Here is a 26,603-nt window from a genome sequence, read left to right on the forward strand (position 1 = left end):
GCGAGGCGGTCGGAGAACTCGGGCCGCAGGCGCCGGATCTCAGCTGCGTCCGGGGGCCGCGAAGGTCTGCTCCCGGCCGAAGGACGCCCGGGTCGCGAGCAGATCGGGCACGCGGATCGTGCTCGGCCCGGAGCCGTGCACCTCTCGGAACGCTCGTGAGAACGCGGGAAGGTGCGCGTACCCCAGCTCCCGTGAGAGCTCGCTCGGCGAGGCGCCGCGCCCGAGGCCGTTGCGGGCTCGGGTCATGCGAGACATGCGCCGCCAGGACGGCATCGGGGACCCGGCGCGTTCGCGCACGACGCTCGTCAGTTCGCGCTCGGTGCGCCCCAGCAGTTCTGCCGCGCTCGAGAGCTCGAGGTGCGGCTCGCGCGCGATCAGGCTGGCGAGGGCCGCCACCACGGCGTCGCGGTCGTCGGTCTCCGAACGCTGCGAGCCGTTCAGCACGGCATCGAATCCTCGCGATACGCCGATCCCCGGAGCTCCGATAGTCGTGTACGCCGCGAGCATCGACTCGACCGGTTCGAGGGTCTCGAGGCCTCCGAGACGGGCGGGGGCGACCGGTGCTCCCACGGCACCCGACTGCCCGGAGCGATAGCCGATCGGCAGCAGCAGGGAATCGGCCGGGATCCGGACCTCGTTGGGTACCCCGGCGGGGAGCACGACGGCCTCGCCCGGGTGGAGGGTCAGCGCCCGCCCGCCGACCGAGATCATCGACGAACCGACGGCGGCCCAGACGGCGACGTGCGCGCCGTTGACGCGTGACCAGGTGCGCCGTGCGACCGCCCCTGCGTCGGCCGGCAGCCGGAGTTCGCCCGGACCGGGATAGCCGGCGCCGCCGGACCGCCAACGGCCCGGGGTCCGGCCGGTGACCTCGGCGAAGCTCCGGATGAACCCGGCGACGCTGCGGTACCCGACTCGGTGCGCCACCCACTCGAGGTCGCGTCCGTCGACCAGCAGCCGGGCGGCCTCGGCGATGCGCGCCCGGCGCAGCCATGCGGTGATGGTCAGACCGGTCTCGGTCGAGAAGCGCCGCTGCACGGTTCGGAGGCTCCAGCCTGCGACCGCCTCGGCCGGACGGAGCCGCGGATCTGAGAGGAGCCGGTCGACCAGCTCGCGCAGATCGGAAGAACGCGGGTCGGGAGGCGGAGCAATGGGTGCCGGTCCGTGCGCGACGACCTCGGCGAGCGGATTCCGGTCCCCGTCGAGGTGGCCGAGTGCCAGCGAGAAGTCCTGCAGCAGCCCGTGCAGCTGCGTGTCCGCGAACGGCGTGGTGATCGGGACCCCTGCGGTGCCCCGCACCCTCGGAACGGGGAGCAGGACCGCCCCGGGGTCCGGATGCACCTCCAGCCGGGTTCCCGCGGGGGCCCAGAGCGCCGTTCCCGCGTCGACGTCGAATGCGACCCCCTCGGCGACGAATCGCGCCGATCCCCGCAGCGCCGCATAGAGCGAGGGCTCGGTCAGGCGGGTCGATAGGGCTGGTAACACGGTGTCGCTCTCGATCAACAGATGAAAGTAAGGGTTGGCTAACTTGAGGATATCGCGCGGCGAACCGTCTGCGCGTCGAACCAGCCCCTCCCGGAGGTCCCCGCATGGCCGGACGCCTGTCTGCCCTCATCGCCGCCGCTGCCTGCGCGCTCCTGCTCGCAGCCTGCGGCTCACCCGCTTCGGAGAGCTCGAAGCCCGAGTCCTCCGCGGCCGCCGCGGAGTCCGGCTCCTGGCCTCGATCCGAGAAGCACGAACTCGGCACGACCGAGATCGCGAAGAAGCCGATGCGCATCGTCTCGACCTCGCCATCGATCACCGGAAGCCTGCTCGCGATCGACGCCCCCGTGATCGCCTCGGCCGCCACGACCGTGTCGCCGCTCACCGACGACCGGGGGTTCTTCACCCAGTGGGCCGATGTCGCCGAGGAGCGCGGGGTCGAGATCGCCTACAAGAACCTCAAGATCGACATCGATCGCATCGACGCACTCGAGCCGGATCTCATCATCGGCTCCGCGAACGGCGGTGATGCCACCGCGGACGCGTACGCGCAGCTCTCCGAGATCGCGCCGACCGTGATGCTCGACTACAGCAGCAGCACGTGGCAGGACCTCACGACCAGGCTGGCCGGGATCACGGGGCTCGAGCAGCAGGCGAAGGATCGCATCGCCGAGTACGACACGTGGGTCGCCGGACAGGCGAAGAAGATCGCTCTGCCGAAGCAGCCCGCCACCGCGCTCGTCTACATGGGTGCCGACGGCTCCTGGGCGTTCACCCCGGAGAGCCCGCAGGGCCAGCTGCTCACCGCTCTCGGGTTCACCTACCAGCCGGTCGCGAAGCAGTTCCGCAGCGACGGCCAGGGCGGCCGCGGCGTCGATGTGCTCACGAGCGAGAACTCCGCGGCGGGGCTCGCCGAGGCGCAGACCGTGCTGACGGTCGCGATGGGCGGCGGCGACCCGGTCGCCGATTTCACGGGGGACCCGCTGCTCGCGAACCAGCCGGCCGTCGCGGGGAAGCGCGTCTACTCGCTCGGAACCGAGGCCTTCCGGCTGGACTACTACAGCGCCAAGCGCACGGTCGAGCTGCTCGTCAAGACCTTCGCCGGCTGAGCCGATGATCCCGTCCGTCCGTGAGAGCGGCGAGGCCCTCGGGTCCCGCCGCTCGGCGACCGGCCGCACCGCGGCACTGCTCCTCGGTGCGGCCGTGGTGCTCGGTGCGGCCGCGGTGCTCGGACTCGGGCTCGGCTCCCACCGGATCGATCCCGCGACCGTGGTCGCGGCGTTCGTCGCCTACGACCCGACGGACGACGCGCACCTCATCGTCGTGCAGTCCCGGCTTCCCCGGATCGTGCTCGGGATCGCGGTCGGCGCAGCGCTGGGCCTGGCCGGAGCGCTCATGCAGTCGGTCACGCGCAACCCGCTCGCCGACCCCGGGATCCTCGGCGTCAACGCCGGTGCCTCCCTGCTGGTAGTGCTGGCCATCGCCTACCTGGGCATCGGAGACGTCGGCGGGTACATCTGGTTCGCGTTCGCGGGAGCGGCTGCCACCGCGGTGGTGGTGTACCTGCTCGGGACCGCACGCGGCGGAGCTGCGACGCCGGTGCGCATCGCGCTCGCCGGAACCGCGGTCGCGATCGTGATCGGAGCGCTGACGCAGATGGTGCTCATCAGCAACGAGACCGTGTTCAACACGTACCGCTACTGGGCGATCGGCTCGCTGCAGGGGCGCGGCTTCGAGGTGATCCTCATCGTGCTGCCGTTCATCTCGGTCGGCGTGCTCGCCGCGCTCGCGCTCGCTCCCGCGCTCGATGCGCTGGCGCTCGGGGACGAGGCGGCCTCGGGCCTGGGCGCGCGCGTCGCCGGAACCCGGATCGGAGCCGCGCTCGCCGTCGTGCTTCTCGCGGGCTCCGCCACCGCTGCGGCGGGTCCGATCGGCTTCATCGGGCTGGGTGCGGCGCACATCGCGCGGCGCTTCACCGGGAATGAGCATCGCCGTCTGCTTCCCGCTTCGCTCGTGCTCGGAGCCGCGCTGCTCGTCGTCTCCGACACGATCGGGCGGGCGATCGTCGCACCGGCGGAACTGCAGACGGGGATCGCCGCTGCACTGTTCGGTGCACCGTTCTTCATCGCGATCGTGCGTTCGCGCCGGGTGGCCGCGCTGTGAGCGCCGTGCTGCCCGGTCGCGTGCTCCGCGTCGGATCGCTGTCGCTGCGGATCCGTCCGCGCGCCGCGATCGTTGCGATCCTCGCGTTCGCGGTGCTGGCCGGGCTCCTCGGCGCTTCCCTGTCGGTCGGTTCCACCCGGATCGGGCTCGACGAGCTCGCCGCGGTCGCCTCCGGCGATGCTCGCCCGTCGCTCGTGCGCTCCGTGCTCGGTCGGCGCCTGCCCCGGGCGCTCACCGCGGCCCTGGTGGGCGCGCTGCTCGGCATGAGCGGGGCCGTGTTCCAGTCGCTGTCGCGCAATCCGCTCGGTTCGCCCGACATCATCGGGTTCACCTCGGGCGCCGCGACCGCCGCGGTCTTCCAGATCGTCGTGCTCGGCGGCGGGTTGATCGCGACCGCGGCGGCAGCGGTGCTCGGCGGGATCGCCACGGCGATCGTCGTCTACCTGCTCGCCCGTCGCGACGGCGTGACGGGAGGCCTCCGGCTCGTACTGGTCGGCATCGGCGTGGGAGCGGTCGTGAGTGCGCTCTCATCGCTGCTCATCGCCCGTGCCGATGTCGACGATGCGCTGCTGGCGCAGCTCTGGAGCTCGGGCTCCCTCGTCGGACGCGGATGGCCGCACGTCTGGGCCCTGCTGATCGCCGCCGCGGTCACCGTGCCGCTCCTGGTGGCGCTCTGCCGGAGTCTCGCGATCATGGAGATGGGCGACGACACGGCGAGCGGCGTGGGCGTGGCAGCCGAACGCACGCGCCTGGGCGCGATGCTCCTCGCGGTGGGCCTGGCGGCCGCCGCGACGGCCGCGGCCGGCCCGATCGCATTCATCGCGTTCGCTGCAGGGCAGATCGCGCGCAGGCTCGCACCGGTGCCCGGCGTCCTCATCGGCCTCTCCGCCCTGGTCGGTGCAGTGCTCCTCGTCGGCGCGGACCTGCTCGCACAGAACCTCGACATCGGGCTGCGCACCCCGGTCGGCCTCGTCACGAGCGTCCTCGGCGGCGCCTATCTCCTCTGGCTCCTCGCCCGCCGCATCTGAAGGGACCCCGATGACGTTTCCTCGAACCTCCCGATCCGCGCCCGAACTGGCGACGGCGGACCTCACCCTTCGCTACGGCGACCGCACCGTCGTCTCGGATCTCGAACTCGTCCTGCCGAGCGGCGGATTCACGGTGATCATCGGCCCGAACGGATGCGGCAAGTCGACGCTGCTACGCTCCCTGGCGCGGGCCGTGCAGCCGAGCGAGGGCACCGTATCGCTCGATGGCCGCGACCTCGCCTCGTTCGGTCGAAAGGACCTCGCGAAGCGCATCGGGATCCTCGCGCAGTCCCCGGTCGCACCGGCGGCGATCACCGTCGCCGATCTCGTGGCGAGAGGCCGGCATCCGCACCAGAGTCTGCTGCGGCAGTGGAGCCGAGCGGACGAGTCCGCGGTCGCCTCCGCGCTCGCCGAGGTCGGCATGGAAGAGCTCTCCGACCGGCTCGTCGAGGAGCTCAGCGGCGGGCAGCGGCAGCGGGCCTGGATCGCGATGGCGCTCGCACAGGAGACGCCGCTGCTGCTGCTCGACGAACCGACGACCTACCTCGACATCGCTCATCAGATCGAGGTGCTCGATCTGCTCTCGCGTCTGCACGCCGATGGACGCACGCTCGTCGCCGTGCTGCACGACCTCAATCTCGCGGCGCGCTACGCGAGCCACATCGTCGCGATGCGGGACGGCGTCATCGCCGCGCAGGGAAGCCCCGCCGAGGTGATCACCCCCGATCTGCTGCGGCGCGTGTTCGACCTCGACGCGCTCGTGCTCGACGATCCCGAAACGGGGGCGCCGCTCATCGTCCCGCGCGACCGTCGCGGCGGCTCCCGCCCTCCCGTCCCCATTCCCGAACCGGACCGAGGACGCGCGGTCCCGATCGTACCGACCACCCCGATCGCCGCGGCCGGTTCCGCGGCAGAAACCAGGAGTATCCGCTCATGACCGATTCCACCCCGATGCACCGCACCTCGGCGATCCGCTCCGCCGATCACAACCGGGGGCTGCAGCTCGCCACCGCGACAGCGCGGGCGATCTCCGAGATCACCCCGCAGCTCGTGCGCATCGTGCTGCACATCCCCGGCCTGTCCGATGAGCCGCTCTGGCTGCGCCCGAATGTCGCGATCCGCTTCTACCTCGATGATCGTTTCGGTTCCACGTCACGTGTCTATACGGTGCGATCCGGCGATCCCGTGACCGAGACGATCGAGGTCGACGTGGTGCGGCACGGTGCATCGAGCCCGATGATGCAGTGGCTCGACACCCTCGCCATCGGCGACACCGTCGAGTTCGGCGGGCCGCGACCGCACTTCCCCATCCCCGAGCGTGCAGGCCGGGAAGCGGTGCTGTTCGCCGACGCCACCGCGATCCCCGCACTGTATGCGATTCTGCAGCAGGCCGACGCCTCGCTATCGGCCCGCGGTTGGATCGCCACCGACGACGACGTCGCGTTCGCCGAGCTGCCGGATCTGCCGGGCGTATCTCTCGAGCAGGTGCGGCCGGGGGACGGCTTCGACGCGCAGCTCGGGACGATCGAGGACCCGTCCGCGCTGGTCGTCTGGGGCGCCGGAGAGCGGGATGAGATGAAGCGGATCCGGTCCTTCTTCCGCAACGAGCACGGGCTCGGGAAGGACGACGTGGCCGTGTTCGGCTACTGGAAGCGCGGGACGACGAACTCCGAGATCGATGCCCAGCGTCTCGTCGCCTACGAGCAGGTCCTGGCCGACGGCGGGACCGTGGGCGACCTCGACGATCTCGCGCTCGCGATCTAGGCGGCGCGAACCCGTCGGGCCCCGCAGCGAATGCTTCGGAGCCCGACGGGTTCGCGGAACGGGTCAGACGTCCCAGCCGCCTCCGGCGTCCCAACCACCGGCATCCCAGCCGCCGCCGTCCGGGGCCGCCTGGTCGGCGGCGCCCTGGTCGTACGCAGCCTGCTCGGCATCGCCCTGGGGCTCGCCCGGCGCGTCGGTGTTCTGCGCGCCGTCGCCGGCGAACAGGTTCGAGATGCTCGACGCGAGCAGCACGCCCCCGGCGACGCCGAGCGCTCCGGCCGCCGCGGTGCGGAGGAAACTGCCGCCTCCGCTCGCGGCGGGGGCGCCCAGAACGGGGCCGGAGGCACCCGGATGCGGCTGGGCGGGCGCGGCGGCGCCCGGGGGAGCCTGCTGAGCGTACGCGGCACCCCGGCTCGGTGCCGGTGTCTCCGGCTCGCCTCCGCCGAACAGGCTGTCGAGGAACCCGCGGCGCGGTGCCGGCTCGGCACGCGACTCGAGTTCGTGCTCGAGCTCGGCGATCCGATCCTGCGAGCCGCGCAGCGCCTGCTCCTGCAGCAGCACGGCCTGGACGAGGACGTACAGTGAGTCCGGGATGCGACCGATCTGCTCGAAGATCAACCGTTCGGCATCAGGATCCTTGGCGGGGGGTCCTGCAGCGCGGATGCGGTCGGCCAGGTCGGTGATGAGGCGGGCGTCTGCGGCGTCCATGAGGGTCCTTTCTCGGCGGCGGCCCGTGCGCTTGCACGCTCCGGGTGCTCTCGTCGGTGGACTTCCCACGCTAGGAACCGCCGCATTGCCCGAGCCGGGAGGATGCTGCGGAGCGGCTGCGAGCCGCACGAAGACTGGAGTTCTCCACTGTTCAGCGGGACCGCCGCGTCGCTCCCGCACCGCGCGGGGGCGGCGGTGCTCAGCGCGAGAGCGCCCGGTCGATCTGCGCCGCGAACTCAACCGGGGGCATCGCGCCGGTGAGTCCGTCGAGCACGCGATCGCCCCGCTGCACGACGAACGATGGCACCGCGGTCACCCGGTAGTTCGCCGCGAGCCCGGGGTGCGCGTCGATGTCGACGCGAGCGACCTCGACCCGATCCTCGTTCTCGGCCGCGAAGCGGTCGACGACGGGGATCATGGCGCGGCAGGGGGCGCACCACTCGGCCCAGAACTGGATGAGGACGGGGCGGTCGCCGTCGAGCGCGGTCTGCAGCGTGGTCGCGGTGGCTTCGATGGTCATGGGATCTTCCCTCCGGTCGGTGTCGGAGGTTCCAGGTTCCCGGGGGGCCGGAGAGCGCAGCAAGCGGTTCTGCCGTATCGGCAAAGGGGTCGACCGGACGGAATATCAGCCGGCCATGCGGCGCTGTTCTTCGGCCAGATCATCGAGGGAGGCTGCGATCCGGGCGATGACCGAGGCGGCGAGTTCGGCATCCCGATCGTCCAGCTCGTCGATCTGCTCGACGAGGCGCGCGTGATGCGAGCCGATGGCGAGATCGACCTGCTGCACGGCCGCGGGGGTGGGGACGAGGACGCTGGCGCGCCGATCGCTCGGGTGCTTCATCCGTTCCACGTATCCGCGTCCGACGAGCCGATCGATGACGTTGGTGATGTTGGCGCTCGAGGTGCCGAGCATGACGATGAGGTCCTTCGCCCCGATACTGCGCTCGTCGCGTTGCGCCTGGACCAGGTAGCGGAGGGCGCGGAGGTCGAGGTTGGACAGGCTCGAGGAGGTGAGCGCGCGGTGTTCCTGCACGTGCTCCGCGCGGCGCAGGCGAAGCAGCGCCGATGCGAGTTCGCGGCCGGCGTCGGACCTCGGCGGCTCGGCGTAGAGGTGCTCCTGCTCGTGGCGAATGATGTTCTGCGGCATCTCACCCTCCGATGAGAATAGGGACTAGTGGTTGGTGGGGCGGGCGATGCGCTTCTGGGCGTCCGCGAGCGTCAGGAACACCCCGAGCGGCCGATGGAGCGCGTCGAAGGCGATGAAGCCCTGACGGTGCTCCTCGATGGTTCCGAGGAACTCGCCGGGGCGGTTCCCGGCCCAGAAGCCGGGCTCCACCTCGGTCCACACCTCCGCCTGCGGCGGGGATTCTGCCGATGCCCGTTCCGGAGCGATCAACGTCATTGTGGGTCTCCAGTATAAAAGTTCGCTGCTCGTGGGATCCGTTCGAGCCGCTGCAGCAGCGAAGAGTCGAGGGAGGGACAGGGGGTCGCTGCGGGGCCGGGAGTCTGTGCACCCGGCCCCGCCCGAGGTCCACGGTTCAGCGGCCGCCGGGGGTGCGGAGTTCCGCCCCCATGAACCAGGCCTGCTGCTCGAGCTTCACGATGAACTCGTGCAGCACGTCCGCCGAAGCCGGGTCGGCCTCGTCGACGACGTCATGGACCTCGCGCATCGTGCGTACGGCGGCTTCGGTGGCGCGCACCATCTCCCGGATCGCGTCGTGCGTCAGGATCTCGCCGTCCGGGAACTCGGGGAGCGAGGTCTGCCCGGCCATCACGCTGGGGCGGCCGTCCGGGGCCGCGTGCAACGCCCGCATGCGCTCCGCGACCGTGTCGGCACCGTCCCGTGCCACGCTCACCAGTTCGTCCAGATTGAGGTGGAGGTCACGGAAGTTCGGCCCGACGATGTTCCAATGGGCCTGCTTGCCGACTGTGTGCAGTGCGATCAGGTCGACCAGTACCTTCTGGAGCGCGTCGCGCAGGGCGCGCGGCGCGATGAACCCGGTCTCCGCCTCCTGGAGGTCGGTCGCCCGGTCCCCCCGAGGGTTCGGGAGGGTGATCGTGTCGACGTTCTCGGCAGTCATGTCGTTCCCTTCGCTCGTCTCAGTTTCGGCTGTCGCGCGTCACTCGCGCTTGCGGCCGGTGACCAGTCCGTAGATCAGCAGCACCACGATGGAGCCGACGATCGCCAGGATCCAGGTCTGGAAGGAGAAGAAGTCCTGCAGCGGAGCGTTGAACAGCAAGCTGCCCAACCAGCCGCCCAGGAGCGCTCCGACGACGCCCAGCAGCAGCGTCGCGAACCAGCCGCCGCCCTGCCGCCCGGGCAGGATCGCCTTTGCGATCGCGCCTGCGATCAGGCCCAGCAGCAGAAATCCAAGAAATCCCATGATCGTTCTCCTCGTGCGTCGGTGGGGGAATCACCGGTGCCCGCGGCACCGGATCTCGGGCGCTCAGTTGTCGAACGCGTCCTTGACGGCATCCTTCGCCTTCTCGGCGGTCTGCTTGAGGTCGCCCTTGGCCTGGGTCGCCTTGCCCTCCGCGACCTTCGCGTCGTCGCCGGTGGCCTTGCCGACCAGTTCCTCCGCCTTGCCCTTCAGCTTGTCCATGCCGGCCGAAATCTTGTTCTCGGTGCTCATGTCCGGGTCCTCTCGTTGTGGCAGTGATTGGAATACAAGCTCAGTAAGTATCTCACTGAGTGTCATAAACGTTATGGCAATTCTTTCGAGACCGCAACCCGAGCGCGCATGAACGGCGCGAACGCGCTGAGAGACTGGGGGCATGGGCATTGAAACGGTGACTGTGCGACCTGACGACGCCGAGGCGGTCGCCCTGATCCGCGAGTACCTGGGCGATGTCGTCGCGCGCTGGTGGGGGCGGCCCGCCGAAGCGCACGAGGTCGATCGCGCCGTCCGCGAGGAGCCGGCGGACGAACTCCGGGAACCGACCGGGATCCTGGTGATCGCGCGTGTCGACGGAGCGGCCGCAGGCATGGCGAGCCTGAGGTTCCCGAGCGATGGGACCGCAGAGCTCACGAAGGTGTTCGCCCGTCCCTCCGTGCGCGGTCGCGGGGTGGCGTCCGCACTGCTCGACCGTCTCGAAGCGGAAGCTCGGGAACGCGGGCTGCGGGAGGTGCGGCTCGAGACTCGGAGCGACCTCGTCGAGGCCTGCCGGATGTACGAGCGTCGCGGGTATGAGCCCGTCGCGCCGTTCAGCGATTCGCCGTACTGCGATCGCTGGTACGCGCTGCAGCTCGCGGCGGCGCCGGAGCGGTGACCCGGGGTCGGGCTACGCCTCCTGGCATCCGCCGTTCGGCACGAGCCTGAGGCTCGTCCCACGCGCAAACGGGGAGGCCCCCACCGCCGAAGCGGTGGGGGCCTCCCCGTTTGCGCGTGCGAATGCTCAGTAGGAGCTGTTCATCACGCTCGTCATGATGATGACGCCGATGATCGAGCTCGACAGCGAGCAGAGGATGCCGATGGCGCCGGTGATGATGCCGGTGAGCGCCATCCCCTTCGACTGGCCCTTGCGCAGGGCGAGGATGCCGAGGACGAGCGCGGTGATGCTCGCTCCCCAGCCGAGGATCGCGATGATCCAAGCGACGAGCAGCGAGACGATGCCGAGGATCATGCTCGTGATCGCCATGCCGTTCGAAGCCGAAGCGGGTGCCGTGTAGGACGCGGTGTAGGTCGGAGCCTGCGGGGCCGCGGGCGCGCCGTAGGCGGGGGCCCCGGTCGCGGGTGCGCCGTAGGCGGGAGCCGCCGGTGCCGTGGGTGCCTGGTGCGCGGGGGTCGGGGTTCCGGGTGCCTGCGGCGCTGAGGTCTCCTGCGGCGCTGAAGTCTCCTGCGGCTGCGGGGCGGCCGAGGGAACCTGGGGCTGATCTGCGGGCTGCTGGCCGTTCGGCTGCGTGTCTGACATGTTCGCTCTTTCGGGGGGGGGGGGGGTAGGTGGCGGTGCCCGCCTCGGTGCCGGCGTAGATCCGCGCGAGGTCGGGCGCTTCCATTATTCCCCGACTGCACGCACCGCCGCCGACCGTCGTTGCCGGCCCTGGGTGAGCGAAGCGGTCGGCGTCATCCTCTCGACGGCGAAGGGCCGGTGGGGCGCTTCGCCCGGCCGAGGAGCCCGGCGATGTCATCGGCGGGCACTTCCCGCTCAAGCGCTTTCACCAGGCCGGAACGGGTTCGGTATCCGGCGGTCCGAGCGACCTGGCCGACGGACTGGCCGCCGCGCATTCCGGCGATCGCGACGTTCAGTCGTGCGAGAGCCCGCCATCGTTGGAACGGCATGCCCGTCTCGTCCTGGAATACGCGTTGGACGTGCCGCACGCTCAGCCCCTGCTCGCTGGCGAGCTCGGCGAGAGTCCGGGTCGAACGCACTGCGGCTCGTGCGATGGGAGCTACAGCGGGATGTGAGGGGGTCTTCAGCGCGAAATAGGTGGAGCTGACGCCTCGGAGGACGTTCCCGATCGCATCGCGCAGCACGGCGACCTGCGCGCTGGAGTGCGGGGCGACTCCGAGGACCGTCGTCATGACCGCAGCGATCTCGGGGACGACCCCGAGTTTCAGTACCGAGATCGGCGGAGAATCGGAGACGTTCAGGAAGGGGCCCAGGACGAGGCTTCCGTGCTCGTAACGCGCGGAATGGGGCACGCCTGACGCGAGCCATACCGACTCCCGAGCCCGCAACGTCATCGGAGCATCGTTGACCACAAGGTGGGCGACACCGGTGGCCACGTAAATCAGATGGGGCACATCGTGGGTGTGCATCGGGTGTCCGAGGAACCGGATCACGTTCTCGGGCTCCAGATGCTGCAATCGCAGCGTCGACACGGTCATGAGCTCCCTCCGTGTAGCCGCCGAATGTCGTGTGGGTCTCGAGGTCGCGTCGCCTCGGGAGTTTCGGCCGCGAAAAGCAAGCTTAGGCTACCCTTACCAAATTTCCATCCGGTGCTGCCAGAGCACCGTCCCCGGAGAGGTGAACATGCGCTCACGTCCTTTCTCACTTTCCGCGCTCGTCGTGGCCCTGCTCGTATCCGGCGTCGGCCTCAGCGGATGCGCGGCTCCCTCGGACTCGGCCTCCGGCCAGAGCCCGAGTGCGAGCGTCGAAGCGGGCACGCGCGTCGTGAAAACGGACCAGGGGGACGTCACCATTCCCGCGAAGCCGAAGAAGGTCGTCCTCTTGAACTATGCGCTCGCCGGATATCTCTACGATCTGGACGCGCCCGTCGCCGGCGTGACCTCCGAGGCGACGAACACCGATGCGTCCTACTCCGAGTTCTGGGAGAAGGATGCCCGCGCTCAGGGGACGGAATTCGTGTCCTGGAGTCCTGAGGGCTTCGACCTGCAGGAGATCCTGGCGATGAAGCCCGACCTCATCATCGCCGGCGGGCTCGGCTACCCGCTCATGCTCGCCACGAAACAGTACAAGCAGCTCAGCGAGATCGCTCCGACCGTGATCGTCTCGGGCAAGCTGACCGAATGGCAGCAGCAGTACGAGTTCCTCGCCGGAGATGTGTTCGGAAAGCCGAAGGTCTATCAGGACGCGCTCGCCCGCTACGAGGCGAAGGCGAAGAAGGTGCGTGATTCGATCGCTCCTCCTGCGGGGGAGTCGGTGTTCCTGAGCTTCACCGCGGACCAGCGCCCGTACGTGCTCATCGAGGACCGCGGTCTGCCCCGGGTCTTCAGCGATCTCGGCTTCCGCCCCGCCCCGCTGTTCGCGACCGGGGACTTCAAGCCGTACACCGCCGGTGGAGATTCGTTCGAGATCTCGACCGAGCAGGCCGGTCAGCTCCTGACCCAGGAATCGGTCTTCGTCTTCGGCTTCAACGCCGAGACGGTCGACCTCAAGACGCTCCGTGGCAACCCCGTCTACGCAGCGCTGCCGGCGTTCACGAAGAATCAGGCGTACCAGTTCCCCTACTGGGCCCAGCGTGCCGACTTCGACGAGTCGATGGCGCTCCTCGACCTCATCCAGAAGCAGTTCGCGAAGTAGGGTCGGCGCGTGGCGATTCGGCGGTTCACACCGCATCCTCTCGTGCTGCGTCGTCTGACCGTGGTCCGCGTGGTCGACATCACGCCGCGCATGCGTCGGGTGACTCTCGGCGGAGCGCAGGTGGGCGGTTTTGAACGGGACGGACTCCGGCACCCGCCCTTCGCCAGCCCGATGTTCGACGATCACGTCAAACTGCTCTTCTCGACGGACGGGCCCGTGGAAGCGGTCCTCCCGAAGCAGCTCGCCCACGGCATCGAGTGGCCGATCGCCGCGGCTCGCGAGGGGCGCGACTACACCCCGCGTCGCGTCGGAGACGGTGAGATCGACCTGGATTTCGTGGTGCATTCGGGGCCCGTTGAAGCCGGCCCCGCAGAAGCGTGGGCGGGTGCCGCGAAGCCCGGTGACGTGCTCTGGACGGTGGGCCCGAAATCCTCCACCGTCCTTCCGGACGACATCGACCGTCTGATCCTGATCGGCGACGAGACGGCGCTGCCAGCGATCGGGCGGTGCTTCGAGGAACGACCCGTTTCCGCGCCCGTCCACGCGATCATCACGGTTGCGGACGAGAGCGCCAGACAGGAGCTCGCGTTGCGGCCCGAGGACCGGATCACCTGGGTGGTCGCGGAGCCCGGAGACGCCCGAGCCTTGGCGCGGGCGGTGGCGGAATCGGGGGCGATGGACTCCGCGACCCACCCCTACGTCTGGGCGGCTGCGGAGTCGCAGGCGCTGCTCCCGCTCCGGCGTGCGCTCACCCGGGAACACGGCATCCCCCGTTCGCATCTCGACATCACGGGCTACTGGCATGCTCGCGTCCCCGCGCGCGATCCGTCCGATCCGAAAGCCGCGCCCTCGGAGAAGCAAGTGGCCGGCGCGGCGGCCCCGGCCGACTCCCCGGTGGCGTGGTTCGCCGTACGTGCCGCCCTGCAGCTGCACCTGTTCGAGGCGCTCGAACCGCGGCCGCTGCCGGCGTCGTCGCTCGCGACACGGATCGGTCTGAAGCGCGCTGAACTCGATCCGCTTGTCGCCGTGCTCGCGGATCGCGCCTATCTGGTGGTGGAGGGACAGCGTCTTCGGATCAGCGGACGAGGTATGCAACTGCTCTCGGACGACCACGCACGGGAGGCGTTCGACGGCTTCGAGGCCTCGCAGATCCTGGCGCTCCAGAATCTCCCGGAGGCCCTGCGCGACGGCGGCACGGCCTGGGAACGGACGAACGGCGCGTCCGTCATCGCCCAGGCGGCGACCGACGCCGAACTGCACGATGAACTGCTCGAGCGAGCCGAGGGGCTCGCCTACCTCATGCCGGCCCTGCTTGCGGCTCGGCCGTGGGGTGAGAAGGCCGCCGTCGCGGTGCGCGGTCCGGGAGCGGCCGTGGTCGGGGATGCGCTCCGGAAGGGTGGTGAGGGATCCGCTTGCCGGGTGGTGGAGCAGGGAGCGGACACGGAGGTCCATGCTCACGCGCTCGCCCACCTCACCGACGCGGAGGCGCGAGCGTACCTCTCCGGGGAGATCCCCGTCGCATCGATGCTGCTGATCGAATCGACCCGGGCAGACGCGCTCGACCCGCGGACGTCGGAGCATGAGCTCCTGCGCCTGGCGACGACGGGTGCACCGACGCGCAGCGCGGAGCGGTTGATCGAGCTCGCCGCAGAATGCGGTTGGACGGCTGCCGGCACGACCGAGCTCGGGTGGGGCGTGTCGTGCCTGGCGTTCACCGCCGGGCCGGGGGCGTCGTCCGCACGGATTCCCCGCGGCTCGTGACCGCGACCACTGCGCTTCTCGGAGCATCGGCCAGCCGGAATCGGCGTCGGGCCGGTTTCTCCGGGCTTGCGCGCGCCGCGGGATTGGCCGTTTCGGCGGTCGTCCTCCTCGCTGCTGCGCTCGCGAGCGTCATGATCGGTTCCGCGCTGCTGTCTCCCGGCGCAGTGCTGAGCGCTCTCGTGTCTCCGAACGGATCGATCTCCCAGATCACCGTCACGGATGTCCGGGTTCCTCGGACGCTGCTCGGGATCGCCGTCGGCGTAGCGCTCGGCCTGGCCGGCGCGCTCATGCAAGCCGTCTCCCGCAATCCGCTCGCCGACCCCGGACTGCTCGGCGTCAATGCAGGGGCCTCGCTGGCGGTCTCGATCGGCGTGGCCGCCTTCGGACTCGTGCACATCGGCGACTACATCTGGTGGGCGTTCGCGGGCGCGGGCGTCGCGTCGATCCTAGTGTTCGCGATCGCCTCGCGCGGGCGGACCGGGGCGACACCGGTGCGCCTCACGCTCGTGGGGATGGCCTTGAGCTCGGTGTTCCTGGGGGCATCGACGCTGCTCACGCTCATCGATCCCCGCACGTTCGATCGAATGCGGTTCTGGGGGGTCGGCTCGATCACCGACCGTCCGGACGGAACGCTGACGACGATCCTGCCGTTCATCGCGACCGGAACGGCCGTCGCGCTGCTCCTTGCCCGGGCCCTCAACGCGCTCGCACTCGGCGATGACGTCGCGAGGTCGGTCGGCGTCCGGATCGGGGCGACGCGAGGCGCAGGATTCATCGCGATCCTGCTGCTCTGCGGCGCAGCGACCGCTGCGGCGGGCCCGATCGCGTTCGTCGGGTTGATGATTCCCCATGCGGTGCGCCGCATCACCGGTCCGGACCAGCGGTGGATCTTCGCCTACGCCCTCGTGCTGGCACCGGCTCTCGTCCTCGTGTCCGACGTCCTGGGGCGGCTCATGGTCTGGCCCGCGGAGCTCCAGCTCGGTGTGGTGACCGCGTTGGTCGGAGGGCCGGTGCTGATCGCGCTCGTGCGATCGTCGAAGAAGGTGGTGTGGTGAGGAACCGCACGCTCGTGCTGCGCATCGGCGAGGTGAGCGTCCGGTTCCGCGAACGCCACGCGCTGAGCGGAGGCGCCGTGCTCGCTGCGGCGCTCGCCACGGTCTTCCTCGCGTTGACGATCGGGGACGGCGGAATCCAGCCGAACTCGATCCTGCACGCGCTCGCCCCGGACGCATCCGGTTCGGAGCGTCTCGTGTTCGAGTGGCGGGGGGCCCGTGCGATCGCGGCCCTCCTATTCGGAGCCTGCCTGGCGATCGGCGGCGCGATCTTCCAGACCCTGACGCGCAATCCTCTGGGGAGCCCGGACATCATCGGGCTGGGTGCGGGATCGTACGCGGGCGTCGTGGTCGTGCTGATGGCCGGCGGGTCGGGTCTGCTCACCATGGCACTCGGGGCGGTCGCGGGCGGACTCGGCGCTGCAGCGCTCGTCTACGTGCTGGCGTTCAGAAGAGGCATGCACGGGTTCCGCTTCATCGTGGTCGGAATCGCGCTCGGCGCCATGCTCAGGGCGCTGACGAGCTGGTTCAGCGTGAAGGCAGACCTGGACGCCGCACTCCGTGCGGCGATCTGGGACGCCGGCACGCTCGCGGGCATGACCTGGGAGCAACTCGGCGGCGCATCGATCGTCGCTGCGGTCCTCTTCTGCTCCCTCCCGTTCGTGGCTCGTGTGCTTCCGCAGCTCGAACTCGGAGAGGACGCCGCAGCATCTCTCGGACTGCGAACGGAGAGCGCAAAAGCGATGCTGGTGCTCGCGGGGGTCGGGTTCACCGCACTGGTCACCGCGATCACCGGACCGATCTCGTTCATCGCGCTCGCCGCACCGCAGATCGCGAAGAGACTCACCGCACACGGGCAGCGCGCCGGCCTGATCCTCTCGGCGCTCGTCGGCGCGGCGCTGCTGGGTGCAGCCGACCTGGCGGCCCAGCACCTGCTGGCCGGGGTGAGCCTGCCGGTCGGCGGCGTGACCGTGGTGATCGGAGGCCTCTACCTCGTCTGGCTCCTGATCCGGGAAGGGAATCGAACATGAACGAAGCGGGCGGGGCCGCCGGGCCGTTCGGTCTGCGCGCCGAGGGGCTCACCGCGGGGTACGGGAGGAATCCGCTGTTGACTGATCTGGATGTTCGGATTCCCGGAGGTTCGTTCACCGCGATCATCGGCCCCAACGCCTGCGGCAAATCGACGCTGCTGCGCGCACTGGCGCGCCTGCTGCCGGCGCGATCGGGCGCGGTGCTCCTCGACGGTACGGACATCCGCGAGTTCTCGACCCGAGAACTGGCCAGGCGGATCGCGTTGCTGCCGCAGTCTCCGATCAGCCCCGAGGGCATCACGGTCGAGGACCTCGTGAGCCGCGGCCGTTACGCGCATCAGAGCGTGCTGAGCCAGTGGTCCCGGGAGGACGAGCGCGCGGTCGCCGCGGCGCTCGCCGCTGCCGGCGTCTCGGAACTCGCCGAGCGCCATCTGGAAGAACTGTCCGGGGGGCAGCGACAGCGGGCCTGGATCGCGCTGGCGCTCGCGCAGGAGACCGACGTACTGCTGCTGGACGAACCGACGACCTTCCTCGACATCACGCACCAGGTCGATGTGCTCGAACTCGCAGTGGACCTGCAGGATGCCGGGCGCACGGTCGTCGCCGTGCTGCACGAGCTCGCGATGGCCGGACGCTATGCGACGCATCTCATCGCCATGCGGGACGGGCAGATCGTCGCGGAGGGACCTCCGCGCGAGATCGTCACCGCGGAGCTGGTCCGTGAGGTCTTCGACCTCGATGCGCAGGTGATCCCCGACCCGGAAACCGGGGCCCCGGTCGTCCTGCCCCGCGGGGTCCGACGGGGGCGATGATCTCCGCTGCGCGGGTGGCCGCCCCGTCTCCGCCTGAAGCGTGCGGGCGCCTCAGGCCGCAGCAGCGCCTTCGCGTCCACCCCCGATCAATCGTGCCCGTTGCTCGGGATCCATCGCTGCGGTCGCTGCGGTCGCAGCGAGACCGAAGGCGGCATCGAGCACCGCTCGGTCCGCCGACGGAGAGGCGCCGTGAGCTGCGAACTCCGCGGTGTGATGAGCGGCGCCGCCGACGTCGTACCCGATCATGGGATGCAGGCTCGGGACGAGGAGCGAGACGTCCCCGAAGTCGGTCGATGCGATCGGGGCGCTCGCCTGGGGTACGGTGCGGCCCCGCAGTTCCATCGCCGCTCGGTAAGCGGCGCAGAGGCGGGCATCCTGCTCGAGGTGCGAGAAGCTGTTCCCGGGTTCGAAAGTGCTCAGGGAGCAGCCGGTCGCGAGCGCTCCGGCTTCCAGGCACTTCCGGATTCGCGCCGTGATGACCTCGAGCGCATCTCGGGTCGGGGCGCGCATCTCGACTCGTCCGCGAGTGCGCCCGGGGATGACGTTCACCGCTGATCCGCCCTCGTCGATGACGATCGAGACGATAGCGCCTCGGGGGAGCTGCTGCCTGGCGAGCGCGATCGCGGTCTGGGCGACGACCGCCGCGTCCAACGCATTGATCCCCTCATCGGGAGCGGCGGCGCTGTGCGCAGCCCGCCCGACGTACTCGAAGGACCACATGGTCATCGCGAGGGAGGAATTCCCCACGGAGTCCTCACCCGAAGCGTGCGCCATCATGGCGAAATGGACGCCATCGAAGGAGCCCTCCCGGATGAGGTCGATCTTCCCTCCGCGGGTCTCCTCGGCCGGAGTGACGAGCGCCAGTACGGTCAGCCCGGCCTCCTCCGCGATCTCGGCGAGCGCCAGAGCGGCGCCGAGCGTCGATGCGGCGTTGACGTTGTGCCCGCACGCATGGCCGATGCCGGGGAGGGCGTCGACCTCGATGCAGCAGGCGACGACCAGTTCTCCGTCTCCGAACCTCGCGGAAAGAGCGGTCGGTGCACTCGGCTGCCGCGAGCCGCATACGAACCCCGCAGCGGTGAGCAATTGCTGGATGCGTCCGCGTGCGCGGTGCTCTTCGCCGCCGAGCTCCGGATCCTGGTGCAGCGCATGGCTGAGCTCCAGCAATCGGGGCGACCAGCGCTCGAGAGACTCTGCGATCCGTGCTCCGGTTCCGGGATCGAGCGGCGCGCTCACTCCGTCACTCCAATCGTCCCGGTCGGGCTCACCTCGTAGGCAGGCTTCCGATAGCGGACCCCGGCGAGCCCTGCGACTACCGCCGAGGCCGTCATGACGGCCCAGATGGACCACAGACCGGTTTCCGATATCTTGCCGGCGTCGGTCACGGACGCCGCGGAGATCATGCGGATCGTCGCGGCCCCGATCGCGATGCCGACCGACAGTGCGAGTTCGTTGAGACCCGCGGCCGAAGACGTCTGATGGATGGGGACTCCTTCCACGGAGAGCGCGCGAGTGGCCGCCTGGTACATCCCGAGGGCGATGCTGAACAGCGTGAAACCCGCGCAGTACATCGTGAAACTGGAGTGCCCGAACGCCATGGTCAGGAAGCCGGCTCCCAGAATCGCGCCGGCGGCGAGCAGCACGGCGCGCTCCCCGAAGAGCGACATGAGCCGCATCGTGGACAGGGAAGAGGCGAAGGAGGCGATCGACGTGAGCGCGAGGACGAGGGCGACGCCGAACGGCGACAGCGCGAACCCGTACCCGACCTCGGCCGGGTCGGCATGCAGGAAGATCCCGTTCGTGCCGAAGTAGCTGATCGTCGCGAAGCCGAAGAAGAAGGTCGACAGGGTGATGGACCTGATCTGCGGGATCTGCAGCATCTGCAGATCGAGGAAGGTCCGGCGCTTCTTCGTCTTCCGGCTGTCGACCCGCACCCAGATCGCCAGGAATGCAAGTCCGAGCAACCCGATGCCGAGCGTGCGGACATCGAACCAGCCCCATTCCGGGCCCATCGCGAGGGCGACCACGAAACCGATCAGACCGAACGAGCACAGCGCGAGCGGCATGATCGCGAGCGGCTGGCGCGTCGGGGTTCCGGCGTCGGGCAGTACGAACGTCGCCGCGAGCGCGAGCGCCGCGATCGGAACCGCGATCCAGAATCCTCGCAGCGGATCCTCGGCACCGATGAGACCCGCGATGAGCCCGCCGAACCCGACCGTGATCATCAGTACGCCGATCATCACGCTGACGCCCTTGCGGGTGTGGGCCGGGCTGGTCGTGCGCAGGATCCCCATCATGAGCGGGATGAATCCGACCACGCAGGTGAGCAGCACCACGCCGACGGTGATGGTCGCGAGCGACGGAGCCCAGGCCATCGCCAGCGCCCCCGCCGTCACCGCGACGGTCGACCAGCGCAGCACCAATCGATAGCCGTAGCTGTCGCCGAGCCGCGAGACGATCGGTGTCATCACTGCGAACGAGACGTTGGAGATGAGGAAGAGGCCGTTGATCCCGGGATCGTCGATACCGATCACCGGTCCGAGGGCGGGGAGCAGCGGAGGCAGGTAGCCCTGCGTGACCCCGCTGAGCATCTCGACGACCGCCATGGCCAGGATGACCAGGACCGCGGATGGGGTGCGAGACGGTCTCGGGCCGGGAGGGATGTGCCTGATCATGTGGTGTCCTCTGTTGGAACTCAGCCGCAGCGTTGCGGCGCGACGCAACGCTGCGAAGCAGGATCAGGATAGGAAGCGAAGTGCAGATACGCTCAGAATGTGCATGATTCTGAATCGAAGTTGCGATCCGTGCAAGATACTGACGAACTATCGGAGTTCGACCTCGAACTGATCAATGCGCTGCAGATCGATCCGCGGGTGAGCTGGCAGCGCCTCGCGGGCATTCTCGACGTCGCACCGTCCACGCTGTCACGCCGGTGGCAGAGCCTGGTTTCCGCGGGCCTCGCATGGGTGACGACGTCGCCCGGGACACGCCATCTGGATATCGGGGCGACGGCGTTCCTCCTACTGGACGTCGTACCTGGGCGGATCTCCGCGGTCATGTCCCGCCTCGCTTCGGAGCCCATGTTCTCAACGGTCTCGCAACTCGCGGGGTCGAGCGATCTGCTCATCGACTGCCATGCCCCCACCGCGGAGGAACTGACGCAGCTGCTGACGGCCGGTGACCTCCTCGGAGCGGATACGAACCGCCGCGAGGTGCTGGTCGCGACGCGCATGCACCGTGAAGCGAACTGGTGGCGCGCGGGGGCGCTCGAACCGCTGAAGGCCCGACGGATCCACGAGCAGAGCTCAGCTCGGAGCAGAGGGGCGGCATTCGACGGCATTGATGCGTCCATCATCGCCGCGCTCGGCGAGGACGGTCGGATGAGCTGGGCAGAGGTCGGGGCTCGAAGCGGTGTGGCCGCAGCGACCGCTCGACGCAGGGCCGAGGCCATGCTGGCGTCTGGGGCGTTCTCGCTGCGCTGCGATGCGGCGGCGGCGCTCCGGCAGGGGCGGCACGGGGTGACCCTGCTGCTCGACGTGCCTGCGCCGCAGTTGGACGACATCGGACGTTGGTTCGGCAAGCGCAACGACTGCCGGGTGTGCGTCGAGGTGATCGGGCGAGCGAACCTGCTCGTCACCCTGTGGGTTCAGGACTGGACGGAGTTGCGGGCTTGCGAGCGAGAGGTCGCCGTGATCGCGCCGGGGACGAGAACCGTCGGCCGTCACACCGAGCTGCGGACGACGAAGCGTCTGGGGGTCCTGCTCGACGAGCGCGGCAGGAGACGCGGACGGCAGCCGCTCAGGCTGGTGAGCGGCTGAGCCGAGGAACGGAGCGGTGCAGTCGACGGGTCGCCGGACGGAGGAACCTCCGGCGACCCGGACCAGGGACGGGGCCTACTGCCCGGGGGCACCGCCACCGGGACCGCCCATCCCGCCGCCACCGGGACCCGCGTTCGCCTGCGAGGCGTCGTAGGGCGAGCCGTTCGCGGTGATCGTCGCACCCGTCACCGAAACCTCGCCGTTGCCGTCGAGGGGAGCGTCGCCGCCGTTGTCGGCGCTCGTGATGTCGAGCGTGCCACTGCTCACGGTGATCGTGCCGTTCGAATCGAGGCCGTCGAAGCCTGCGTGCACGGTGATCGTGCCGCCCGAGATTTCGAGGCGTTCTCCGGTGTCCGTCTCGCGGTCCTCGCCGCCGGTGTTCAGGCCCGCGGCGTTGATCCCGTCGTCGGCCGCGGTGATGTCGAGCGTGCCGTCGAAGATCGCGACATTGATCGCCTCGATGCCTTCGTCCGACTCGGAGATCGTGATCGTGCCACCGCCGATCGAGACGATCTGCTCGGCCTTCACGCCGTCGCCCGTCGCGGCAGCGGTGATCTCGCCGCCCGTGATGATGGTGTCGGTCTGGCCCTGGATGCCGTCATCGCCGGCGGTGATGTCGATGGCGCCGTCAGTGATGAGGATGTAGCCCTTGGTCCCGTCGTCCTCCTGATCGCTCTTCAACCCATCGCCGCCGGTCGCGGTCAGACGCAACGCGCCGCCTTCGACCACGAGCGAGTCCTTGCCGCGGAGCGCGTCGTCAGCGGCCGTGACGGCGATATCGCCCGAGAGGACGACGAGGTCGTCCTTGCTCGTGATGCCGTCGTTGCCGTTCGCGGTGACGGTGAGCGCGCCCTCGCCGCTGATGGTGAGATCGCTCGACGCGGAGATCGCCGCGTTCGCTTCGGCGTCGTCGGCATAGCTGGAGGCGTCGGAGACGCTGTTCTTCGTGCCGTCGGCGAGATGGATGGCGACGTCGTCAGCGGTCTGCACGTCGATGGCCGGACCTGCGCTGTTCGTGATCTCGGCGGCGTTCAAGATCAGCACGACCTGCGCGTCCTCGGGCGCCGCGACGACGACGCCGCCGGTGAGCGAGCCCGAGAGCTCGTACACGCCGGCTTCGGTGATGGTGACGGTTCCGTCTGCGGCCGTGACGCCCGAGGCACCGGACGCGAGGGTCGCCGAGTCGCCCGAGAGCTTCACCCGGACGGCGTCGTCGGCCGACCACTCGTCGGTGTTGACGGTCGTGTATTCCGCGTTGGCCGCGAGCACCTCATCCGGGCTGAGATCACCCGTGAAGGCGGACAGCGCTTCGGCGCTGCTGCCACCGGTGGTGGCGGCCTTCGCGGTCGAGGCGCCGCTCGCCTCGGTCACTGCGGTGGAGCATCCGGCGAGCAGCGAGGCTGCGAGCACGAGGGCGGCGGGAAGGATGATGCGTCGTTTCATGGGATGCCTCCTAGGCGATGTGAGCGGAAGTACGGAAGGGGCCGTTGAGCGTGCGAGACCACTTGTTGCTCGGCAGCTCCGGGTGGAGCGCCGCGGTGCCGGTGCCGAACTTGCTGATGCCGCTCGGGCGATGACCGGCTCGCCACAGGGCCCGATCGAGCCGGCTCGGGCTGCCGAGCGACTTCGACTCGATGATGAGGTGCTCGGGGAGGGCGATCGTGGTGTCGTCTCGATCGTGCCAACGGAGCCTCTGGTCGATGGTGACGCGGCTTCCGTCGGTCATGAGGAGTGTGGTTCGCTCGTACTGGCTGATGAGCGACGGGCGCAGGTCGTCGACGAGGGCCGCATCGTGCGCGTGCTGGGTGAGGAGCGAGGCGAGGAAATCTCGGCCCTCCCGCGTGAGTTCCTCTCGGTGCGATGGCCGGTACTCCATCCGCTCCTTCACGGTGCTCCCGCGGCCGCTCTTCGTCTTGAGCTCGAGGTAGGCGGAGCCCGTGTCGACGTAGGTGCGGGTCCGGATCTTGAACCGGCGGCGGCGGCGCTGGGCCGTGAGCCGGTAACTCAGGTGATCCTCGGTGTCGAAGTAGACCGAGTCGTAGGCGAAGGATCGCCGGCCGCAGATCTCCAGGATCCGGGCGCCCCGGGTCCCTTCCTCGATCGCGTCCCGAGCCTCCGCGAAGGGGAGGAGGTACTTGCGGTCCATCCGGGTGAGGAGTGCAGCCTCCGAGACGACCTCATCGAGCGAGGCGCGCGGGTACCGGTCGAGGTCCAGGCGGCCGTTCATCGTACGAGCCCGACTTCGCCGGCCTCTGCGACGCGGGGTGCTCCCTGTGCCTGCGGCGAGGTCCGTGCGGCACGGACGCCGGGGCGCCCGTGCGCGCCGCTGCGTGCGACCCGGTAACGCACGTCCACGAGCACCGAATCGTTCACGAGATCGAGTTGCTGCACGGTGACCTGGTGCACGGTTCCGCCGAGGCGACGGCCGAGCTCGTCGCGGAGTTCGTCCTCGTTCGCGATCGCGCGATCGAGGCGCACCACCTGGTGACGGGCGTGCGAGAGGAACGCCGGGTGGTCAGCGATCCACATGGTGAGGAGGATCAAGCCGATGAGCGCGGCCGGAATGAGGGGGCCCGACGAGGAGAGACCCCCGATGAGGCCCATCGCGAGCGCCGCGAAGTAGTAGGCCACCTCGCGTTGCGAGATCTCCGATGAACGCAGACGGATGATCGACAGGACACCGAAGAGGCCGAGGCCGAGACCTGCGGCGATCTCGGCGGTGCTGAGCACCGAGGTCACTGCGAGGACACCGACGTTCACTCCGATGAAGGCGACGACGAGGTCGCGCCGGCGATGGCGCGGGTAGTACAGGCCGAGCGCGAGGATCGTCGCCGCGACGAGGTCGATGCCTGCGATGATGAGGCCGTTCGTGGTCAAGATTCGCTCCTGAAGTCTCGGTTTCGGGTCTGGGTGTCGAGCGTGCGGACGGGGTCCGTCGTCCCCGTGATTACGAGTAGATCCGGAACGTCTAAGCCGTTCTTATGCGGAATCTGTACGGAGGCTTCAGGCTCGGTGCGGAAGACCGTGCGGCGCTGCACCCGGTAGCTCATGATGAAGAGCACGAGCTCGGTGATGATCTTGGCGGCGAGGAGCGGGACACCGATCCCGGTGAGGTACGACATCCATGCGATGTTCGAGAGCAGGAGGACGCCCGCGAGCAGCGCGTAGGAGACCGCCTGCCGGGCCGCTCCATCGCGGCCGCGGTGCAGGAACACGACGCGGCGGTTGACCCAGAAGTTCACGCTCGAACTCAGGAGCCGGGCGAGCACGATCGAGAGGGTGAGCATGCCCGTGAGCGCATCGAACACGAACAGCGCCGCGGCATCCACGAGGAACGACGCGAACGAGGATGCGGCGAACGCGAGCACCGGGGCGAGGACCCGGATCGAATCGAGGAGCGGTCTGAAGTGGCTCGACGCGTTGTCATCGAGATACACGGTCCGGATCGGCACCTCCTCGGCTCGGAGGCCGGCGCCGCGGAGCTCGAGCAGCGTTCGCTGCTCGTACTCGAAGCGATCGCCTTTCACGGTGAGGAGCCATCGCAGCGCTTCCGGCGGAAACCCGCGGAGCCCGGTCTGGGTATCGCTCAGCGACCATCCGGCGGCGAGCCGGAAGAGACCGCGAGAGGCCATGTTGCCGAACCGGCTGCGGAACGGGACCTCGCCGGAGAAGTCCCGGCAGCCGAGCACGATGGTCTGCGGCCGCTTCTGCCGCTCTGCCCCGACACGGTCGGCGACCGCGAGGATGTCGGCGACGGCGTGCTGTCCGTCGCCGTCCGCGGTCACCACCTCGTGGCCCGGATACCTCTCGAGCACCCGACGGAAGCCCGTCTTGAGCGCCGCGCCCTTGCCCCGGTTCTCGGAGTGTGCGACGACATCGGCACCCGCGCGGGAGCACTCGGCGAAGAGCGGTGCGAAGCCGGCGCCGGAGCCGTCATCCACGACGAGGACCCGGGACATCGAATCGCCCCGCTCGGACAGGGCGTGCACGAGCCGTCCGACGAGCGCGGGGAGCTGCTCGTTCGGCTCGTAGGAGGGGATGAGGATGATCATGATTCCGCTCCTGCGATGTAGAGGATGTCGCTCGTGCCGCGCTCTCCTCCGTTCGACGGGCGGTTGATGACCTCGCCGTTGAAGTACATGGTCGATGAGCCGCCGCCGTCGAGGTTGTACGCCGTCGTCGCGCCGAGGCTCTGCATGATCTTCGCGAGTTCGGTCATCGTGACGCCGCGGCTGTAGCCGGTGTCCCGGCCATCGACGACCACGAACACGAGGTGGTTGTCATCGATCACGCCGACGGCGGTTCGCGGCTGTTCGCCCTGGATCGAATGGTTGCCGAAGTTCGTGTCGACCTCCGTGGCGTCGATCCCGTCGAGGATCTGGCTGTCCTCGATGAGTGCCGGTCCGAAGCTCAGCGTGTTCCACACGCCGTCGGCGACAAGCTCGTCGGCGTCGGTGCCGGTCTCGTCGTAGATCTTCACCGAGCCGTCGGAGGAGAACGCGAGTCCGGTGCGGGCGGGCTCGTCGCGATACACGACGCCGTTCCGGATGACGATGCCGGTGTCGCGGAAGCCGTAGTAGTCGCCGTTGATCGCGAACACGGCGCCGTTGTCTTCGGCGATCCCGCTCGTCGTCTCGGTGATGTTCTCACCGAACTGGTTGTTCGCGAAAGCGGAACGGAGCTCCGTCGCATCGCCGAGGGTGACGTCGGCGACGTAGTAGGTGACCGTGTCATCGCCCGACCCGGTCGTCACCTGCTTCACGGCGACCGAGGTATCGCCCTTCGTGTACGAGTCGTCGCCGAGGGTCGCGGTGTCATCGGCGCCGTCGGCGTTCGCGGTGGTCGACGAGCGGGCCGTGCCTGCGTTCGCCGCCTCGTAGCTCGCGACATCCGAGATCTCGACCTTCGGGATGAGGAAGCGATCGACGGCCCAGGCCGCACCGCCGCCCATGCTGAGCATGACGACGAGTCCTCCTGCGAGGAGCGCGCTGCGGCGGTT

Annotated in this window: 29 protein-coding genes; 12 read left to right on the top strand and 17 right to left on the bottom strand. The window is 69.5% G+C overall.

What is annotated here, in order from left to right; translation table 11 throughout:
• Positions 1-39: 39 nt before the first annotated feature.
• Positions 40-1,503: a helix-turn-helix domain-containing protein gene (locus BMH31_RS08720; RefSeq protein WP_099723357.1), complete on the bottom strand. Its 1,464-nt coding sequence runs from the start codon at positions 1,501-1,503 to the stop codon at positions 40-42.
• An 86-nt stretch (positions 1,504-1,589) separates the two neighbouring features.
• On the opposite strand from BMH31_RS08720, the gene fepB reads away from it, so the two are divergent.
• Genes fepB through BMH31_RS08745 form a run of 5 tightly spaced genes read left to right on the top strand, consistent with a single transcriptional unit; the run spans position 1,590 to position 6,437 of the window.
• A complete protein-coding gene (fepB, locus tag BMH31_RS08725) occupies positions 1,590-2,591 on the top strand; it encodes a Fe2+-enterobactin ABC transporter substrate-binding protein (protein WP_099723356.1) in 1,002 nt (333 codons plus the stop codon).
• A gap of 4 nt (positions 2,592-2,595) precedes the next feature.
• Positions 2,596-3,645 carry an iron ABC transporter permease gene (locus tag BMH31_RS08730; protein WP_099723355.1) on the top strand — a complete coding sequence of 350 codons (1,050 nt, stop codon included), beginning with the start codon at positions 2,596-2,598 and terminating at the stop codon, positions 3,643-3,645.
• A complete protein-coding gene (locus BMH31_RS08735; RefSeq protein WP_241898204.1) occupies positions 3,642-4,673 on the top strand; it encodes an iron chelate uptake ABC transporter family permease subunit in 1,032 nt (343 codons plus the stop codon). Before BMH31_RS08730 ends, BMH31_RS08735 begins: the two co-directional genes overlap by 4 nt.
• A 10-nt stretch (positions 4,674-4,683) precedes the next feature.
• The gene (locus BMH31_RS08740) at positions 4,684-5,610 is read left to right on the top strand and encodes an ABC transporter ATP-binding protein (protein WP_099723354.1); all 927 of its coding nucleotides are present in this window, start codon (positions 4,684-4,686) and stop codon (positions 5,608-5,610) included.
• Positions 5,607-6,437 (top strand): SIP domain-containing protein, encoded by an 831-nt coding sequence (locus BMH31_RS08745; protein ID WP_099723353.1) that lies wholly within the window; start codon positions 5,607-5,609, stop codon positions 6,435-6,437. The genes BMH31_RS08740 and BMH31_RS08745 overlap by 4 nt, the downstream gene beginning before the upstream one ends.
• A gap of 63 nt (positions 6,438-6,500) precedes the next feature.
• Here the strand turns inward: BMH31_RS08745 and BMH31_RS08750 are convergent, their stop codons facing one another.
• The 7 genes from BMH31_RS08750 to BMH31_RS08780 all read right to left on the bottom strand — a co-directional run bounded on the left by BMH31_RS08750 (position 6,501) and on the right by BMH31_RS08780 (position 9,778).
• Positions 6,501-7,145 (bottom strand): DUF2076 family protein, encoded by a 645-nt coding sequence (locus BMH31_RS08750; protein WP_099723352.1) that lies wholly within the window; start codon positions 7,143-7,145, stop codon positions 6,501-6,503.
• A gap of 199 nt (positions 7,146-7,344) precedes the next feature.
• Entirely contained in the window at positions 7,345-7,665 is a 321-nt protein-coding gene (locus tag BMH31_RS08755; protein WP_099723351.1) for a thioredoxin family protein, read from the bottom strand.
• A gap of 105 nt (positions 7,666-7,770) precedes the next feature.
• Positions 7,771-8,292, bottom strand: coding sequence for a MarR family transcriptional regulator (locus BMH31_RS08760; protein WP_099723350.1), 522 nt, complete (start codon positions 8,290-8,292; stop codon positions 7,771-7,773).
• 24 nt (positions 8,293-8,316) lie between these two features.
• Positions 8,317-8,547, bottom strand: coding sequence for a hypothetical protein (locus BMH31_RS08765; RefSeq protein ID WP_099723349.1), 231 nt, complete (start codon positions 8,545-8,547; stop codon positions 8,317-8,319).
• 136 nt (positions 8,548-8,683) lie between these two features.
• Positions 8,684-9,226, bottom strand: coding sequence for a DNA starvation/stationary phase protection protein (locus BMH31_RS08770; RefSeq protein WP_099723348.1), 543 nt, complete (start codon positions 9,224-9,226; stop codon positions 8,684-8,686).
• 39 nt (positions 9,227-9,265) lie between these two features.
• Positions 9,266-9,529, bottom strand: a complete 264-nt coding sequence (locus BMH31_RS08775) for a GlsB/YeaQ/YmgE family stress response membrane protein (RefSeq protein WP_099723347.1) — start codon at positions 9,527-9,529, stop codon at positions 9,266-9,268.
• 63 nt (positions 9,530-9,592) lie between these two features.
• The gene (locus BMH31_RS08780) at positions 9,593-9,778 is read right to left on the bottom strand and encodes a CsbD family protein (protein WP_099723346.1); all 186 of its coding nucleotides are present in this window, start codon (positions 9,776-9,778) and stop codon (positions 9,593-9,595) included.
• A gap of 142 nt (positions 9,779-9,920) precedes the next feature.
• Here BMH31_RS08780 and BMH31_RS08785 point away from each other — a divergent pair, with 142 nt between their 5' ends.
• On the top strand, positions 9,921-10,415 hold the full coding sequence (locus tag BMH31_RS08785; RefSeq protein WP_099723345.1) for a GNAT family N-acetyltransferase: 495 nt from the start codon (positions 9,921-9,923) through the stop codon (positions 10,413-10,415).
• A gap of 126 nt (positions 10,416-10,541) precedes the next feature.
• On the opposite strand, the gene BMH31_RS08790 is transcribed toward BMH31_RS08785, so the two are convergent.
• The gene (locus BMH31_RS08790; protein WP_099723344.1) at positions 10,542-11,057 is read right to left on the bottom strand and encodes a DUF4190 domain-containing protein; all 516 of its coding nucleotides are present in this window, start codon (positions 11,055-11,057) and stop codon (positions 10,542-10,544) included.
• A 152-nt stretch (positions 11,058-11,209) separates the two neighbouring features.
• Positions 11,210-11,974, bottom strand: a complete 765-nt coding sequence (locus tag BMH31_RS08795; protein WP_099722724.1) for a helix-turn-helix domain-containing protein — start codon at positions 11,972-11,974, stop codon at positions 11,210-11,212.
• A gap of 145 nt (positions 11,975-12,119) precedes the next feature.
• Here BMH31_RS08795 and BMH31_RS08800 point away from each other — a divergent pair, with 145 nt between their 5' ends.
• From BMH31_RS08800 to BMH31_RS08820, 5 genes are read left to right on the top strand one after another with little or no spacing between them, the layout of a single operon-like run.
• Positions 12,120-13,130 carry an ABC transporter substrate-binding protein gene (locus BMH31_RS08800; protein ID WP_099722725.1) on the top strand — a complete coding sequence of 337 codons (1,011 nt, stop codon included), beginning with the start codon at positions 12,120-12,122 and terminating at the stop codon, positions 13,128-13,130.
• A gap of 9 nt (positions 13,131-13,139) precedes the next feature.
• Entirely contained in the window at positions 13,140-14,891 is a 1,752-nt protein-coding gene (locus BMH31_RS08805) for a siderophore-interacting protein (protein WP_099722726.1), read from the top strand.
• Positions 14,888-15,946, top strand: a complete 1,059-nt coding sequence (locus BMH31_RS08810; protein WP_241898205.1) for an iron chelate uptake ABC transporter family permease subunit — start codon at positions 14,888-14,890, stop codon at positions 15,944-15,946. Before BMH31_RS08805 ends, BMH31_RS08810 begins: the two co-directional genes overlap by 4 nt.
• Positions 15,943-16,974, top strand: coding sequence for an iron chelate uptake ABC transporter family permease subunit (locus BMH31_RS08815; protein ID WP_099722758.1), 1,032 nt, complete (start codon positions 15,943-15,945; stop codon positions 16,972-16,974). Before BMH31_RS08810 ends, BMH31_RS08815 begins: the two co-directional genes overlap by 4 nt.
• Entirely contained in the window at positions 16,971-17,786 is an 816-nt protein-coding gene (locus tag BMH31_RS08820; protein ID WP_099722728.1) for an ABC transporter ATP-binding protein, read from the top strand. Before BMH31_RS08815 ends, BMH31_RS08820 begins: the two co-directional genes overlap by 4 nt.
• 51 nt (positions 17,787-17,837) lie before the next feature.
• Here the strand turns inward: BMH31_RS08820 and BMH31_RS15570 are convergent, their stop codons facing one another.
• Entirely contained in the window at positions 17,838-19,022 is a 1,185-nt protein-coding gene (locus tag BMH31_RS15570; RefSeq protein ID WP_199068086.1) for an amidohydrolase, read from the bottom strand.
• On the bottom strand, positions 19,019-20,392 hold the full coding sequence (locus BMH31_RS15575) for a hypothetical protein (RefSeq protein WP_199068083.1): 1,374 nt from the start codon (positions 20,390-20,392) through the stop codon (positions 19,019-19,021). Before BMH31_RS15575 ends, BMH31_RS15570 begins: the two co-directional genes overlap by 4 nt.
• Before the next feature lie 198 nt (positions 20,393-20,590).
• Here BMH31_RS15575 and BMH31_RS08830 point away from each other — a divergent pair, with 198 nt between their 5' ends.
• Positions 20,591-21,604 carry an AsnC family transcriptional regulator gene (locus BMH31_RS08830; protein WP_158234922.1) on the top strand — a complete coding sequence of 338 codons (1,014 nt, stop codon included), beginning with the start codon at positions 20,591-20,593 and terminating at the stop codon, positions 21,602-21,604.
• A 75-nt stretch (positions 21,605-21,679) separates the two neighbouring features.
• On the opposite strand, the gene BMH31_RS08835 is transcribed toward BMH31_RS08830, so the two are convergent.
• Genes BMH31_RS08835 through BMH31_RS08855 form a run of 5 tightly spaced genes read right to left on the bottom strand, consistent with a single transcriptional unit; the run spans position 21,680 to position 26,564 of the window.
• Positions 21,680-23,047 carry a carbohydrate-binding domain-containing protein gene (locus BMH31_RS08835; protein WP_099722730.1) on the bottom strand — a complete coding sequence of 456 codons (1,368 nt, stop codon included), beginning with the start codon at positions 23,045-23,047 and terminating at the stop codon, positions 21,680-21,682.
• A 10-nt stretch (positions 23,048-23,057) separates the two neighbouring features.
• A complete protein-coding gene (locus BMH31_RS08840) occupies positions 23,058-23,831 on the bottom strand; it encodes a polyphosphate polymerase domain-containing protein (RefSeq protein ID WP_099722731.1) in 774 nt (257 codons plus the stop codon).
• A complete protein-coding gene (locus tag BMH31_RS08845; protein WP_099722732.1) occupies positions 23,828-24,481 on the bottom strand; it encodes a DUF4956 domain-containing protein in 654 nt (217 codons plus the stop codon). Before BMH31_RS08845 ends, BMH31_RS08840 begins: the two co-directional genes overlap by 4 nt.
• A complete protein-coding gene (locus BMH31_RS08850) occupies positions 24,478-25,656 on the bottom strand; it encodes a bifunctional glycosyltransferase family 2/GtrA family protein (RefSeq protein WP_099722733.1) in 1,179 nt (392 codons plus the stop codon). The genes BMH31_RS08845 and BMH31_RS08850 overlap by 4 nt, the downstream gene beginning before the upstream one ends.
• Positions 25,653-26,564 carry a phosphodiester glycosidase family protein gene (locus tag BMH31_RS08855; RefSeq protein ID WP_241898215.1) on the bottom strand — a complete coding sequence of 304 codons (912 nt, stop codon included), beginning with the start codon at positions 26,562-26,564 and terminating at the stop codon, positions 25,653-25,655. The genes BMH31_RS08850 and BMH31_RS08855 overlap by 4 nt, the downstream gene beginning before the upstream one ends.
• Positions 26,565-26,603: the final 39 nt, after the last annotated feature.

The sequence above is a fragment of the Leucobacter sp. OLIS6 genome, assembly GCF_002752355.1.
Classification (GTDB): domain Bacteria; phylum Actinomycetota; class Actinomycetes; order Actinomycetales; family Microbacteriaceae; genus Leucobacter.

What these genes read in the sequence shown, in the direction of transcription:
- fepB (WP_099723356.1), top strand. Translation starts at nt 1,590, where the DNA reads ATGGCCGGACGCCTGTCTGCCCTCATCGCCGCCGCTGCCTGCGCGCTC.
- BMH31_RS08730 (WP_099723355.1), top strand. Translation starts at nt 2,596, where the DNA reads ATGATCCCGTCCGTCCGTGAGAGCGGCGAGGCCCTCGGGTCCCGCCGC.
- BMH31_RS08740 (WP_099723354.1), top strand. Translation starts at nt 4,684, where the DNA reads ATGACGTTTCCTCGAACCTCCCGATCCGCGCCCGAACTGGCGACGGCG.
- BMH31_RS08745 (WP_099723353.1), top strand. Translation starts at nt 5,607, where the DNA reads ATGACCGATTCCACCCCGATGCACCGCACCTCGGCGATCCGCTCCGCC.
- BMH31_RS08750 (WP_099723352.1), bottom strand. Translation starts at nt 7,145, where the DNA reads ATGGACGCCGCAGACGCCCGCCTCATCACCGACCTGGCCGACCGCATC.
- BMH31_RS08755 (WP_099723351.1), bottom strand. Translation starts at nt 7,665, where the DNA reads ATGACCATCGAAGCCACCGCGACCACGCTGCAGACCGCGCTCGACGGC.
- BMH31_RS08760 (WP_099723350.1), bottom strand. Translation starts at nt 8,292, where the DNA reads ATGCCGCAGAACATCATTCGCCACGAGCAGGAGCACCTCTACGCCGAG.
- BMH31_RS08765 (WP_099723349.1), bottom strand. Translation starts at nt 8,547, where the DNA reads ATGACGTTGATCGCTCCGGAACGGGCATCGGCAGAATCCCCGCCGCAG.
- BMH31_RS08770 (WP_099723348.1), bottom strand. Translation starts at nt 9,226, where the DNA reads ATGACTGCCGAGAACGTCGACACGATCACCCTCCCGAACCCTCGGGGG.
- BMH31_RS08775 (WP_099723347.1), bottom strand. Translation starts at nt 9,529, where the DNA reads ATGGGATTTCTTGGATTTCTGCTGCTGGGCCTGATCGCAGGCGCGATC.
- BMH31_RS08780 (WP_099723346.1), bottom strand. Translation starts at nt 9,778, where the DNA reads ATGAGCACCGAGAACAAGATTTCGGCCGGCATGGACAAGCTGAAGGGC.
- BMH31_RS08785 (WP_099723345.1), top strand. Translation starts at nt 9,921, where the DNA reads ATGGGCATTGAAACGGTGACTGTGCGACCTGACGACGCCGAGGCGGTC.
- BMH31_RS08790 (WP_099723344.1), bottom strand. Translation starts at nt 11,057, where the DNA reads ATGTCAGACACGCAGCCGAACGGCCAGCAGCCCGCAGATCAGCCCCAG.
- BMH31_RS08795 (WP_099722724.1), bottom strand. Translation starts at nt 11,974, where the DNA reads ATGACCGTGTCGACGCTGCGATTGCAGCATCTGGAGCCCGAGAACGTG.
- BMH31_RS08800 (WP_099722725.1), top strand. Translation starts at nt 12,120, where the DNA reads ATGCGCTCACGTCCTTTCTCACTTTCCGCGCTCGTCGTGGCCCTGCTC.
- BMH31_RS08820 (WP_099722728.1), top strand. Translation starts at nt 16,971, where the DNA reads ATGAACGAAGCGGGCGGGGCCGCCGGGCCGTTCGGTCTGCGCGCCGAG.
- BMH31_RS15575 (WP_199068083.1), bottom strand. Translation starts at nt 20,392, where the DNA reads ATGGCGGTCGTCGAGATGCTCAGCGGGGTCACGCAGGGCTACCTGCCT.
- BMH31_RS08835 (WP_099722730.1), bottom strand. Translation starts at nt 23,047, where the DNA reads ATGAAACGACGCATCATCCTTCCCGCCGCCCTCGTGCTCGCAGCCTCG.
- BMH31_RS08840 (WP_099722731.1), bottom strand. Translation starts at nt 23,831, where the DNA reads ATGAACGGCCGCCTGGACCTCGACCGGTACCCGCGCGCCTCGCTCGAT.
- BMH31_RS08850 (WP_099722733.1), bottom strand. Translation starts at nt 25,656, where the DNA reads ATGATCATCCTCATCCCCTCCTACGAGCCGAACGAGCAGCTCCCCGCG.
- BMH31_RS08855 (WP_241898215.1), bottom strand. Translation starts at nt 26,564, where the DNA reads ATGCTCAGCATGGGCGGCGGTGCGGCCTGGGCCGTCGATCGCTTCCTC.